Raw genomic sequence first — 12,722 nt, 5'->3', positions numbered from 1 at the left:
TGCACCCCGTTTTCTGTCTCTGATATTTTCTGTAGGAGAGTGTGTCTAAGTCTGGATAATAGTTGGCGCACAACAGTTGACCACCGCATGCACATCACCTGTTGTGCATGCGCATATCAGCTGTTATGCAAGCGCACAACAGCTGTTGTGCGACCGGAGATACTAACTATCTCGCCAACATATCCTATCTTTTCCAGCAACATATCCTATGTTTTCCAGCAACAAGAAGAGAGGGTGTGCCGTAAGTCCATAATACAGGCTCGCAAGTCCGTTAGGCGTAATAAGTAACGCGAGTCCGCTAGGCGTTCCTGCGGATTTGCAATCCGCAGACAAAAAAGGCTCGACCTCTTTATTGGGGATTTGTAATCCCCAGCCGTAGGCTTTTCATATCTCCAAACTATATTTGCATTTTCGCTTGAGGCGGATTGCAAATCCGCCGGAACGCCTAGCGGGCTTGTCCTCAACTTCTGCCAAGAAGTCTGTTCGCTATAATATGGCTGGCCAGCAGGTGAATGCTTCTTATAAGGGTCTCGTTATCGAGAATGGCAAGAAGTTCGTTCAGAAATAATCTGACGTTATTCGGTTAGAATTTTAAGATAAAAGAAACAATCATAAAAGGGAGCGCATCACTAATGGTTGCGCTCCCTTTTTTGCATCTCTCAGGATGCTGAGTTATATGAAAAATGCACTTTCTAAGGTGCAGATTGCCTTATTGTATGCAAGTTTTCTTCGAACTGATTACCTTGCCATCCTTCAATGCCTTGATGATATAAACACCTGATGGGAGAGAATCGAGATTCTTGCCTTTTCTCACCTTGATACCTGCAGCATTGTATACCTCGTAGCTATCGGCTGCGGTTGAGGTCTGAATGTTTTGAATGCCTGTTGCAGAACCGTCTGTCAGATAGAAATGGAAGGTGCGGGTATAGGTGCTGATGTTGTCATCATCGCTTACCTTGACAGTATAATCTACGAGCGCCTTGCCACAATCTTCGTTGGCGGTGAAGATATATTCACCCTCGTTGGCACCCGTATCATGACTCATCTTGCTCATCGCATCACCCTTAGCCTCGCATTCAAACTGAGGATTGTTGGTGTAGCCATCTGCGTTTTCATCGGCATTTCCATCACTTACGCCTTTTACTTCCTCCCACCAGTCTGGCATTCCGTCCTGGTCGGTATCCGGGTAATAGCGATGTGGAAAGTACGTTGCAGGGAAGCTACCTGGTCTTTGTCGGTTGCCTTCACCTTGATGTCGATGAGGCAGTCGGCAGCCTTTTTGTTGAGGCTGATGGTGAGGATTCCCTTCTTATTGAGTTTCATCTTGCCTTCCTGTGGCTGGATGCTGTTCTCCAGGGTGAAGACTGGCTGCTGGTTGTAACCGGCGAAATACTGCTTCAGGTCGATAGTCAGCTTATTGCCTGCTGAGGTGATGAAATGTGGTTCTGCAAGCCAGTTGAGATAACGTTCCAGCTGCGTATATTCGCCATCGGTCAGCTCGTTGTTGTCGGCAGCTGACGGGTTGGTACCAGCCAGCTTCTCCCACCAGTCTGGCATTCCATCCTGGTCGGTATCCCAGTTGGCAGGGCGACGGTCGGTGAGTGCTTCAAACTCCTTCCAGGCATCGTTGCCGGCATCCAGGTTGTCATCTATCAGTCCTTTCTTGCCGGTCTTGGAACCAACATATTTATAGGTTCCGTTCAAGGTTTCTTCTACCATGCGCTGGTCGTGCTGGTCGATGCAAGGCTGGTTGGCTCCCACATCGCTCAATACGTTCTTGAAGGCAGCGCGGGCACTTTCTACCTTGGCATAGGATGGGAAGAATGGTTTGTCGGTAAATACCTTCCAGTTGACTACCTGTCCGTGAGAAGTGGTATATTTGTAGGTTTCGCCTTCCTTGTCGCTGACCAGTTCTCCATGCTTTCCTACCACAGCTCCTGCATTCTGTTTCATATCGCCCACATAGTTCTGGCGGATATTATCGTGCATGTAGTAAGCCTGACTTCCCTGGCCGGTACCTTCCAACTGGGCATTGAGGATATATTTCATGCTGGTGGCTGGTCCCATCTTGTAATAGTTGCCAACAAAGTTTACTTCGTGGGCTCCTCCGTCGCAGGCACGGTTGCCCCAGTTGTATACTACATTATTAAAGAGATCGAGCTTTCCGGCATAATATCCGGCTCCGTCCAGTCCGCCACCCATACTCCAGTTTCTTCCTTCGTTGTTGGCAAGCAGGTTGTGGTGGAACGAGCCTACATTACCACCGATGGTTGCAGCATAACCATGCTTGGCGTTGACATAATTCTGATGACCAGCCTGGTTGAGTGCTTCGGAGATGAGGTTGTGCTGGAAAGAGATGTTCTTGCCGTTGCGGCTGGAGAAAGCCTCGTCGATGGTCCAGCCTACCGAACAGTGGTCGATGATGGTATTGTCGCAGCCTGCAGCACCCAGTCCGTCGAGGGTAATGGTCTTGCCGTTTTTATCGAGATATTTTCCCAGTCGGAGACGGATGAAGCGGAAGATGCCTTCTGAGCCGAAACCGAAAGGATGCTCACGGAGAAGGATTCCCTTGCCGGGTGCAGTCTGTCCGGCTACCGTGATGAATGGATCGGAACAAACCAGACGGTCTTTCAGGTCGATGATGCCGGCAACATCGAAGACGATGGTACGAGGTCCATTAACCTTTGTGATTCCGTATCGGAGAGAGCCTGGCTGCGGATTCTCAGGGTTATCTTCTAAAGAGGTAACATGATAAACCGAACCGCCACGACCGCCGATAGCAAATCTTCCATATCCCTCGGCACCTGGGAAGGCGAGACGGCGTGGACGGAAGTTCCATACTTCGCCCTCTGAAACCTTGCCGTTGGCATCTACCTCGTCTACACGCCAGTAATAATCGTTGGCGCTGCTGAGACCGGTGACTTCGAAAGCGGCTTCTTCTGTGGTGGCAACCTTCTTCAACTGGTCGGCGCGCTGTCCTATATAAATAAGGTGTTGCTTGGCACCTTCGCCGGCTTGCCAGCGAAGAACAACCTTGCCTCCTTCTGCATTGACGTGAAGATCATCATCGGTAGGATAAGGGTTGAGAGCGGTGGCTTTCGGGTTGGCTTTGTCGAATACCAAACCATTGATGGTGAGCGTGTTGTTTGCGTTATCCACACCTTGTAACTGATAGTGGATAACTACAGGCTGGTCGTCGGTTACATCAAATTCAATGTACGACTGGCCGCTCTGCGATGCCTTCATCTCCCTTACGGTCTGCTTAATATCCTGTGCAAGAATCTCCTGCATCATGCTCTTCTGCTGGATACGTTTCTTGCCCTTCTTCACGGTGATTATCTGTTCCTTCTCTCTGGAAACCTGGATAGAAGGAATATTGCCGGTAAGTCCGTCTACGATGTTGTGATAGGCAAGGAGAGAGTGATGCCCCGGTTTCAGACCTCGGATGGTGATGCGGAGCTGGGCATTATCGCCTTTTGACGGATATACTACGATACCATCGCTGGTGAGTCGGTCGCCCAACTGTATGCCCTGCTTAAACCAGTTGGATTTGATAATCTGGTCTTTTACGGGTGCGTCGAGCGTAATCTCCAGTTCGCTCAGAGCAAACTGGTATGTATTGCCCTGCTTCACACCAACAGGAGTGAAATTGAGGGCAGTAACTTCAGCAGCCTTTCTGCTGGCTATGTTGAAGTCAACCTGCTGCGCCTGGCTTGAAAGTGCCATCAGCGAAGCGGCAACTAAAGGAAAACATCTTCTGTTCATCATTTTTCAATTTTATGTTTTTTGTTTTATGTTTCAATAAAATAATAGATAAGTAACTTTCGTTTATATATTATAGGTGTAAGACGTTCCTGCGGATGAAATGTCCCCACCTGTTCCCGAAAAAATGCGCATGTTCATTGAGGACAAAAGAAAGGGAAAGGCGTCTTTAAGATATAACGAACAAACAATATTAAAACAATGCAAAGAAGTAAGAAGATTTTCGCTGCGATGGCATTGACTATCTTGCCAGCAGCAACTTTCGCTCAGTATCCTACTATTACAAAGGAGGCTCAGGCGAAGATTGATTCTATGCAAGCTGCATGGACTGCCCATTCTGATTCTGCTTGGGCTGTGGCTTTCCCTATTGTAAAACAAGAGGCAATGGCAGGACGTCCTTATGTGCCATGGGCTTCCCGTCCATACGATTTGCGCCAGGCTAAGATTCCTGCATTCCCAGGTGCTGAGGGTGGCGGTATGTTTACCTTCGGTGGCCGTGGCGGCAAGGTGCTGACTGTGACCAATCTCAATGATGCTGGTCCTGGTTCTTTCCGTTGGGCTTGCGAACAGGGTGGTGCCCGCATCATTGTCTTCAATGTATCGGGAAATATTGTATTGAAGACTCCAATCATTGTCCGTGCTCCTTATATCACCATCGCCGGACAGACAGCTCCTGGTGAGGGCGTGATGATTTCGGGTGAATCTTTCCAGGTTGATACCCATGATGTCATCGTTCGCCACATGCGTTTCCGCCGTGGTAATACCCATGTATGGTATCGTGAGGATTCTTTCGGTGGTAATCCGGTAGGTAACATCATGATTGACCACTGCTCTTGCGAGTTTGGTCTGGATGAGAATATCTCTTTCTACCGCCATATGTTCGATTTGCACGACGGTAAGCCAAAACGCAAGGTGCCAACGGTGAATGTAACCATCCAGAATACCATCTCTGCCAAGGCACTCGATACTTGGAACCATGCCTTTGGCAGTACAATCGGTGGAGAGAATTCTACCTTCATGCGTAACCTCTGGGCGGATAATACAGGCCGTAACCCTTCTATCGGATGGGGTGGTGTGTTCAACTTCGTGAACAACATCGTTTACAACTGGGTACATCGTACAGCAGATGGTGGTGAGTTCTCAACCATGAGCAACTTCATCAACAACTATTATAAGCCAGGACCTCTTACTCCGAAGGGTGCCATCAGCTACCGTATCGTGAAGAGCGAAAGCCGAAGCAACAAACTCTTCCCTTGGGCTCAGTATGGTCGTATTTATGCTGAAGGAAATATCGTAGAAGGCAACGAGGCTGTAACCAAGGATAACTGGAACGGCGGTATTCAGATTGCTGATAAGGATCTTCCAAATGGAATACCTGCAGATGTAAAGGCTCTGATGCGTTCTAACGAACCATTCGCCATGCCACACATGACCATTATTCCTAAGGACCAGACTTTTGATAAGGTACTTGAGAATGTGGGTGCAACCATTCCTTCCCGCGATATCGTGGACCAGCGCATCGTAGAAGAGGTTCGTACCGGTCAGGCTTACTATGTAAAGAAACTGCCTAAGAAGAATCCATATGGCGACTTCTGGGGATTGGCTGACAAGTCGAAGGCTGAAGATGGCAGTTTTAAGTACCGCCGTCTGGACAAGGAATCCTATAAGTTGGGTATCATCACAGACATCTGCCAGGTTGGTGGATTCCCTAAATATAAGAAGGTGAAGCCTTATGTAGATACAGATGGCGACGGTATGCCTGATGAGTGGGAGATTGCCAACGGCCTGAATCCTAACGACCCTAGCGATGCCAACAAGGATTGCACAGGTGACGGATATACCAATATCGAGAAGTATATCAATGGTATCAGCACCAAGGAAAAGGTGGATTGGACTGACATGAAGAACAACCACGATACTTTGGCTGAGAAGGGAAAACTCCTGTAAATCAGAAATGAATGCCCGGAGTTGTTTCTCCGGACTCATTTCTTAATGCATGACAAGAATATGGAAAAACTTTTGAGAAATAAGTTGTTAGGCGCAGCCTGTCTGCTCTTGCTTCCTTTGGGAGCAGGAGCACAGGTACAGCTCGACAGCGTGGGGCGTGATGCCAAGTATGTGAACAACATCATCGCCCGTTCGCAGAAAATCGTGGATGCGCTGCAACTGACTGATAAAAGCAGCAAGCAGAATGTGCTCCACATCATCTGTAACCGTTATTTCCTGCTGAACGATATCTATGAGAAGTTCGGCAAGAATAAGGCTGAGCGTGATGCGGAACTCTATAAGCACCACTTTGAATTTGCTGCCAATCTGGAAAACTATCTCTCAGAGAAGCAGGTAGAGCAGGTGAAGGATGGTATGACCTTCGGTGTCGTTCCGAAAACCTATCAGGCTCATCTGGAGATGATTCCTTCTCTGAAAGAAAACGAGAAACTCCAAATTCTCAATTGGTTGAAAGAAGCTCGCGAGTTTGCCATTGATGCCGAAAATTCCAAGGCTAAACATGGCTGGTTCGGAAAATACAAAGGACGCATCAATAACTGGCTCACCAAACGGGGCTACGACCTGAAGGCGGAGCGCGAGGGGTGGTATAAGCGTATTGAAGCGGCAAAGAAAAAATAAACAGTTTCCGTAAGGTTATAAAAACTCTGATGAAACAAGAGGTATGAAAAGATTATTTTCTATATGGATATTTACGTTAGTAGGGGTTGTGCAAATCTTTGCGCAACCCTTCGCGTTTGATTTTAGCTACGTGGGCTACCAGCAGAGCGAAAAGGAGATTCCGGATGCGGACGTTGTGGTCTTCGTAAAATGGAAAGAAGGCGACCAGAGCGCTCGCATACAGAAAGCCATCGACTTTGTTTCTGCCCGCAAAATGGATAAGAAGACGGGACTACGAGGGGCTGTCTTGCTCGGTAAGGGTGTATTCGAACTCTCACAGCCGCTTCGCATCCAGACTTCGGGCGTGGTGCTGAGAGGTACTGACCGCAATCAGACGGTGCTATATAAAAAAGGTGTAGACCGTGGGGCGGTGGTGTATCTGGAAAGCGAAAAGCAGATGCAGATGCTGGGCGAACCAATGAAACTGTCTGCTCCCTGGAAGTTGGGAGAGCGGAAGGTGACACTGCCTGCCGGCTGCAAGATGGGCGATGAGATCCTGATTGTCCGACCTTCTACCAAGGAATGGATTCAGAAGATGGGCTGTGCTGACTTTGGTGCAGGCAAGGATCTGGGCTATTGGGGCTGGCATCCGGGAGAAATCGATGTGCGCTGGACCCGTAGTGTGGTTTCTGATGGAAAGGGAGGATTGCAGTTGGATGCTCCTTTATCCATGTCGCTCGGTCAGGATGATGCGGAATGCTTCGTTCAGCGCATCGCCGGTAATGACTGGCGCTTGAAGAATGTGGGTGTAGAAAATCTCACGATAGATTCTGAATATGATGCTACCAATCCGAAGGATGAAAACCATGCCTGGGAGGGTGTATATATTAATAAGGTGAAAGATGGTTGGGTGAGAATGGTGAATTTCCGCCATCTGGCTGGTTCGGCTGTAGTAACCCAGCGTGATGCTTCCCGTATCACGGTAGAGGATTGCATTTCTCAGGCTCCTGTCTCTGAAATCGGTGGCTATCGTCGTCGCACCTTTCTCTGTATGGGCGAACAATGTCTGTTCCAGCGTTGCTATTCTGAACAGGGCATGCACGATTTTGTGGCTGGTCTCTGTGCAGCGGGTCCTAATGCCTTCGTACAATGTGATGGTTATGAATCGCTGGGTTATAGTGGTGCAGTGGGACCTTGGTGTACAGGATTGCTCTTCGATAATGTGAATATCGATGGCAATGACATCAAGTTCTGCAATCTCGGTCTCGAAGGTTACGGCATCGGATGGAATACAGCCAACAGCCTCGCTTACCAATGTACGGCTGCCGGAATCTTTGCCGACAGCATTCCTGATGGCAGCAACAACCATGTGTTTGCCTGTTGGGCGCAGTTTAACGGTTCTGGCGATTTCCAGCAATGTAACAATCATGCCAAACCATGGAGCCACTTTGCATCTCTTCTGGAGAAACGCCTGGGTAGGGATGTCTCTGCTCAATGTCGTGTGCTGGAGAGAGAACGCAACAATGTGAGCAATAATCCTACCTATGATGTGGCACAGAAGATGGTGGAAGAGGCGCGCAAACCTCGCATCACCATGCAGATGTGGATAGCAGACAGCGCCCGGTTCATGGCTTCTGTTTCTCCTGTTAGGGCTATGGATGTGGATAAAATCAAGGAACGTTCTAAGAAAAAGGCGGATCTTGCCCATGCCGGGAAGCCTGTCTTCGCGATAAAGGAGGGTAAAATCATGGTGGCTGATACGCTGTTGAAGGGTGCAAGAATGAATACCCCTTGGTGGAACGGACGTGTTCGTTACTCGGCTTTCCCTAAGATTGCCGATGCCGTGACCCGTTTTGTGCCGGGAATGGAGGGACAGGGCACTACCACCCGTGTGGATAGTGTGGTGGTTCATCTTCGTAATAAGCATGTGGTGCTCTTTAATCAGAACTACGGCTTGTGGTATGACCGCCGTCGTGACGACCACGAACGTGTGCGCCGCCGTGATGGAGATGTCTGGGCTCCGTTCTATGAACAGCCTTTTGCCAGAAGCGGACAGGGCACGGCTTGGGACGGACTGAGTAAGTATGACCTTACAAAGTTGAACCCGTGGTACATCAGCCGCATTAAGGAATTGGCAGAAAAGGGAGCCAAAAATGGTTTGCTGGTTATCAACCAGCAGTATTTCCAGCATAATATCCTGGAGGCAGGTGCCCATTGGGTAGATTGTCCATGGCGCCCAGTCAACAATATCAATGGTACGGTGTTCCCTGAACCTGTTCCTTTTGCTGGTGATAAGCGTGTATGGATGGCTGAATACTTCTATAATATAGATAATCCGGTGATGCGCCAGCTGCATAAGCAGTATATCATGAAGATGCTGGATGCCTTTGCTGATGAGCCGAACGTGATTCAGTCGATTGGCGAGGAATATACGGGACCTTATCATTTTACGAAGTTCTGGTTGCAGACCGTTGCCGAATGGGAGGCTAAGACGGGCAAGCATGTCTGGGTGGCTTTGTCGTGCAACAAGGATGTGCAAGATGCCATCCTCCAGGATCCGGAGTTGAGAAAGGTGGTTGACATCATTCATATTGAACAGTGGTATTATACCCAGAAGGGACTTTATGCTCCTGAAGGAGGCAAGAATCTGGCACCTCGCCAGTATCAGCGTCGCCTTCGTCCGGGCAAGGTTACCTATGATGATGTCTTCAAGAGTGTGAGCGAGTATCGTCAGGCTTATCCTGAGAAGGCTGTCATTTACAGTGGGGCTTCGGCACCCGAGAATGGCAAGGCAGTGATGGATGCCGGCGGCTCCTGTCCGAATGTGAAGTAATATGTAAGATGTAATAAAAATAGAGAAGATGAAAAGAATGATGATAACAGAATCTGTAAGAAATCTTTTATTGGATTCCGACTTTCTGGAGTCGGTACTCGGTTCTCCTATCGTAGAACCGGATGCCAACTCTGGGAGGCCGGCATCTTCTCGAAAGTTTGAGAAAATGTATCTTCCTGCCGAAATAGAGCAGGCAAAATATGTTCTTCTTCATCTTGACGAGATTTCTGACTTGTTGTCTGAAACAGATATAGAAGAACTGAAAAATCGCATAAAAAGCCACTTGTACCCTTAAAATGGGAGGAAAAATACACTGAATACCAATTTTTCCCATTCATTTACCTGATTTTTCCTTAGAGTTTGCTGCATTTAGGCTACTTTTGCACCATCAACAAACAAAAGTATACCTAAGATGAAAACAAACTACAATAACATCAGAGAAAGAGAGAAAGCAGCACAGACGTTGCTCGCTGCCTATCGCCAAGGCGACCAGAACGCTTTCATGTCTTTATATGATATGTACGCGGAAATGTTGCTCAATTATGGTCTGTGTATTACATCAGACAAAGAACTTGTAAAAGATTGTGTACAAGATGTGTTTATCAAACTCATCTCTAAAAGCCAGGATTTACAAGTTACAAAGGTAACCTCTTACCTGCTCATTTCTCTCCGCAACAGATTGCTGGATGAGTTTCGCCGCAAGAACTATATGACGGAGACTGCGGTGGAGGATATCCGTATCTCTACAACTGTAGAAGATGTGGAAAACTCTTATATCCTTGATGAAAGTTCGCTCAATAATGTTCGTAAGGTACAGATCCTGATGGATGAGCTGACACCACGCCAGCGCCAGGTGTTCACCTTATATTATATAGAGCAGCGCAAATATGAGGACATCTGCGACATCATGCAGATGAACTATCATAGTGTACGCAACCTGGTACATCGTGGCATGTTGAAGTTACGTGCAGCCGTAGCAGTATAAACTCTTCTGAAGGAGAAAGGTGTTTGACTGATGTTATTGGTAGACCCGAAATAGAGATTTGCACTTTTAGGTTAGTGATTATCAAAAATAGGTTTATTATAGTTATAAAAAATAGGCAGGGGACTCCGTGAGGAATCTCCTGCTTTTTGTTTTATGTCTTGTTGTTTCGCTTTACCCCAGCAACGCTTCAGCTATCTTGATGTCGAATGGGGTAGTAATCTTGATGTTCTCACGGTTACCCTCTACCATTGCAACCTGACAGCCAAGACTTTCTACCACCGAAGCATCATCGGTAAACTGTTCCTTGTATTCCTGGTTGAAAGCCTGCTTTGCCAGACCGATGTCGAAGGTCTGGGGAGTCTGCACCACGCGGTAATCGCTGCGCAGCACATTCTTTCCGCCTCCGTGCTGGTCGATATAGCGCAGGGTGTCGGTTACGGCATATACAGGGATGGCTGCATATTCTTCGCGAGCCGTCTCGAAACATTCTTCAATCACTTCCTTAGATACGAATGGGCGCACGCCGTCGTGAATACCCACTACGCCATCTTCATCATCAGAAATGAGTGCCAGTCCGTTTTTGGATGACTGGAAACGGGTGTCGCCACCATTGGCTATCTGGTGTTTGATATCAAAATGTTGCTCCTCGCAGAGCTGGTGCCAGTATTCCTGTTGACTCTCCGGCAGAACCAGGATGATGTTCAATGCAGGGTCGTATTCATGAAAACGCTCTATGGTGCGCATCAGGATAGGCTTGCCCGCTACCGGCAAGAACTGTTTGGGAATCTCACTTCCCATGCGGAGGCCCTTGCCTCCGGCTACTATGATTACGTAATCCACTTTGTTACTAATTAATAGTTTATAATTTATAGTTTATAGGGCTTACTTGCTTTTCATGAGATGATCATACATCATGCCATCCTGCAGGGCAGCTACGGTTTCCTTGCTTACGAAATAGCTCAATATCTTATAGGCGTATGGGAGGGTTGCTGCAGGACCTTCGCCTGTAATCACGTTGCCGTCTTCCTGGAAGAGGGTGGCGGTATATTCGGTGTTCTCGCCGAAATACTGCTCAAAGCCAGGATAACAGGTAGCCTTCTTTCCTTCGAGGATGCCTGTGCTTGCCAGAACCATTGGGGCTGCGCAGATGGCACCGATTCGCTTACCAGCCTTGTGCTGGGCGATGAGCGCCTGGCGTACACCTTCGTGCTCGTTCAGGTTTGTACTGCCTGGCATTCCGCCCGGAATCATCAGCATGTCAGCATCTTCAAAGCTGGCAATATCCTCAAACTTCAGGTCAGCCTTGATGGTAACACCATGCGATGTTTCTACCCATTCAGTACCCGTTACACTTACAGTCTTGATGTCTACACCACCTCTACGGAGGATGTCAACCGGAGCCAATCCTTCGATTTCCTCGAAGCCATTGGCAAGAAATTCATATACCTTAGCCATAATTTATTTGTTTTTTGTCTTGTTATTCAAATAATATGATTACCTTTGCAAAAGTAAGAATAATTATTGAAATAACAAAATAAATGGCACAGCAACATTTAAAATTCGCAATATTTGGTAATGAATACCAGGCTAAGAAGTCGGCTTCGATAGAGAAAATCCTTCTTTATCTCGAAAAGAAGGAGGCTGAAGTTTATGTGGAGAATGCTTATTACGAGTTTCTTACCCGCGACCAGCATCTCGATGTGAAGGCGGCTGGGGTGTTCGAGGATTACAACTTCGATGTGGATTACGTCATCTCTATGGGTGGTGATGGTACCTTCCTGAAGGCAGCGAGCCGTGTGGGAGCCAAGGGTACGCCTATTATCGGTGTGAATATGGGCCGGTTGGGCTTCCTTGCCGATGTGCTGCCAAGCGAGATAGAGTCGGCGCTGGACAGTCTTTATGCCGGTGAATGTCTGATAGAGGAGCATGCGGTGATTCAGGTGGAGGCAGAAGGTGGCATACTTGCCGGCAATCCGTTCGCCCTCAACGATATCGCCGTGCTGAAGCGTGATGATGCTTCGATGATTTCCATCCGTACGCAGGTTGATGGCGAATTTCTCGTTACTTATCAGGCGGATGGTCTGATTGTTACCACGCCAACAGGTTCTACGGCATACAATCTATCTAATGGCGGTCCTATCATCATTCCGCAGAGTGGCAGCATCTGTCTTACTCCGGTGGCTCCTCACAGTCTGAACATCCGGCCTATCGTAATCAACGATACGGCAGTCATCACGCTCGATATCGAGAGTCGCAGCCACAACTATCTGGTAGCCATCGATGGACGTAGTGAGCGTATGACGGAGGAAACCCGCCTCATTATCCGCAAGGCTCCTCATAGCATCAAGATTGTGAAGCAGCGCAACCAGCGTTACTTCTCTACCTTGAGAGAAAAACTGATGTGGGGTGCTGACCAGCGCGAAAGATAATTAGAATAAGAAAGATAATTAAAATAAGAAAAGAGGTATATCCCGAAGATGAATCTTGGATATACCTCTTTTTCCTAACCTAAAACAACTAACTAATAATTTTGTTCAC

General features: G+C 47.8%; 11 protein-coding genes. 7 read left to right on the top strand and 4 right to left on the bottom strand.

Annotation, left to right across the window (positions count from 1 at the left end; all coding sequences use genetic code 11):
* Nucleotides 1-415: 415 nt before the first annotated feature.
* Nucleotides 416-568, top strand: coding sequence for a hypothetical protein (locus KUA48_RS07530; RefSeq protein ID WP_200756283.1), 153 nt, complete (start codon nucleotides 416-418; stop codon nucleotides 566-568).
* 141 nt (nucleotides 569-709) lie between these two features.
* Here KUA48_RS07530 and KUA48_RS07525 read toward each other — a convergent pair whose 3' ends face one another.
* The gene (locus tag KUA48_RS07525) at nucleotides 710-1,165 is read right to left on the bottom strand and encodes a T9SS type A sorting domain-containing protein (RefSeq protein ID WP_118254562.1); all 456 of its coding nucleotides are present in this window, start codon (nucleotides 1,163-1,165) and stop codon (nucleotides 710-712) included.
* Nucleotides 1,141-3,768, bottom strand: a complete 2,628-nt coding sequence (locus KUA48_RS07520) for a hypothetical protein (RefSeq protein WP_256624415.1) — start codon at nucleotides 3,766-3,768, stop codon at nucleotides 1,141-1,143. Before KUA48_RS07520 ends, KUA48_RS07525 begins: the two co-directional genes overlap by 25 nt.
* Before the next feature lie 195 nt (nucleotides 3,769-3,963).
* On the opposite strand from KUA48_RS07520, the gene KUA48_RS07515 reads away from it, so the two are divergent.
* From KUA48_RS07515 to KUA48_RS07495, 5 genes are all read left to right on the top strand, one after another.
* Nucleotides 3,964-5,709, top strand: coding sequence for a polysaccharide lyase (locus KUA48_RS07515; protein ID WP_118254563.1), 1,746 nt, complete (start codon nucleotides 3,964-3,966; stop codon nucleotides 5,707-5,709).
* A 60-nt stretch (nucleotides 5,710-5,769) separates the two neighbouring features.
* On the top strand, nucleotides 5,770-6,387 hold the full coding sequence (locus KUA48_RS07510; protein ID WP_153088643.1) for a DUF3826 domain-containing protein: 618 nt from the start codon (nucleotides 5,770-5,772) through the stop codon (nucleotides 6,385-6,387).
* 43 nt (nucleotides 6,388-6,430) lie between these two features.
* Nucleotides 6,431-9,199, top strand: a complete 2,769-nt coding sequence (locus KUA48_RS07505) for a DUF6298 domain-containing protein (RefSeq protein WP_218432240.1) — start codon at nucleotides 6,431-6,433, stop codon at nucleotides 9,197-9,199.
* Between the two features lie 37 nt (nucleotides 9,200-9,236).
* Nucleotides 9,237-9,494 (top strand): hypothetical protein, encoded by a 258-nt coding sequence (locus tag KUA48_RS07500; RefSeq protein ID WP_153080522.1) that lies wholly within the window; start codon nucleotides 9,237-9,239, stop codon nucleotides 9,492-9,494.
* Nucleotides 9,495-9,611: 117 nt separating this feature from the next.
* Nucleotides 9,612-10,184: an RNA polymerase sigma factor gene (locus KUA48_RS07495; RefSeq protein WP_218432239.1), complete on the top strand. Its 573-nt coding sequence runs from the start codon at nucleotides 9,612-9,614 to the stop codon at nucleotides 10,182-10,184.
* A 171-nt stretch (nucleotides 10,185-10,355) separates the two neighbouring features.
* Here the strand turns inward: KUA48_RS07495 and KUA48_RS07490 are convergent, their stop codons facing one another.
* Together KUA48_RS07490 and KUA48_RS07485 are read right to left on the bottom strand one after the other, a co-directional pair.
* A complete protein-coding gene (locus tag KUA48_RS07490) occupies nucleotides 10,356-11,024 on the bottom strand; it encodes a 2-C-methyl-D-erythritol 4-phosphate cytidylyltransferase (protein ID WP_218432238.1) in 669 nt (222 codons plus the stop codon).
* A gap of 42 nt (nucleotides 11,025-11,066) precedes the next feature.
* Nucleotides 11,067-11,639 (bottom strand): DJ-1 family glyoxalase III, encoded by a 573-nt coding sequence (locus KUA48_RS07485; RefSeq protein ID WP_117586786.1) that lies wholly within the window; start codon nucleotides 11,637-11,639, stop codon nucleotides 11,067-11,069.
* A gap of 83 nt (nucleotides 11,640-11,722) precedes the next feature.
* Here KUA48_RS07485 and KUA48_RS07480 point away from each other — a divergent pair, with 83 nt between their 5' ends.
* The gene (locus KUA48_RS07480; RefSeq protein WP_022121300.1) at nucleotides 11,723-12,613 is read left to right on the top strand and encodes an NAD kinase; all 891 of its coding nucleotides are present in this window, start codon (nucleotides 11,723-11,725) and stop codon (nucleotides 12,611-12,613) included.
* The last annotated feature ends 109 nt before the right edge of the window (nucleotides 12,614-12,722 follow it).

Origin of the sequence: Segatella copri, assembly GCF_019249795.2 — a bacterium.
GTDB classification, from domain to species: domain Bacteria; phylum Bacteroidota; class Bacteroidia; order Bacteroidales; family Bacteroidaceae; genus Prevotella; species Prevotella copri_B.
Note: the sequence above shows the minus strand (reverse complement) of the source record. Positions and strands in the feature narration are given on the sequence as shown.

Coding starts and splice junctions, on each gene's coding strand:
- KUA48_RS07495 (WP_218432239.1), top strand. CDS start 9,612: ATGAAAACAAACTACAATAACATCAGAGAAAGAGAGAAAGCAGCACAG.
- KUA48_RS07480 (WP_022121300.1), top strand. CDS start 11,723: ATGGCACAGCAACATTTAAAATTCGCAATATTTGGTAATGAATACCAG.
- KUA48_RS07510 (WP_153088643.1), top strand. CDS start 5,770: ATGGAAAAACTTTTGAGAAATAAGTTGTTAGGCGCAGCCTGTCTGCTC.
- KUA48_RS07525 (WP_118254562.1), bottom strand. CDS start 1,165: ATGCCAGACTGGTGGGAGGAAGTAAAAGGCGTAAGTGATGGAAATGCC.
- KUA48_RS07500 (WP_153080522.1), top strand. CDS start 9,237: ATGATGATAACAGAATCTGTAAGAAATCTTTTATTGGATTCCGACTTT.
- KUA48_RS07515 (WP_118254563.1), top strand. CDS start 3,964: ATGCAAAGAAGTAAGAAGATTTTCGCTGCGATGGCATTGACTATCTTG.
- KUA48_RS07505 (WP_218432240.1), top strand. CDS start 6,431: ATGAAAAGATTATTTTCTATATGGATATTTACGTTAGTAGGGGTTGTG.
- KUA48_RS07485 (WP_117586786.1), bottom strand. CDS start 11,639: ATGGCTAAGGTATATGAATTTCTTGCCAATGGCTTCGAGGAAATCGAA.
- KUA48_RS07520 (WP_256624415.1), bottom strand. CDS start 3,768: ATGATGAACAGAAGATGTTTTCCTTTAGTTGCCGCTTCGCTGATGGCA.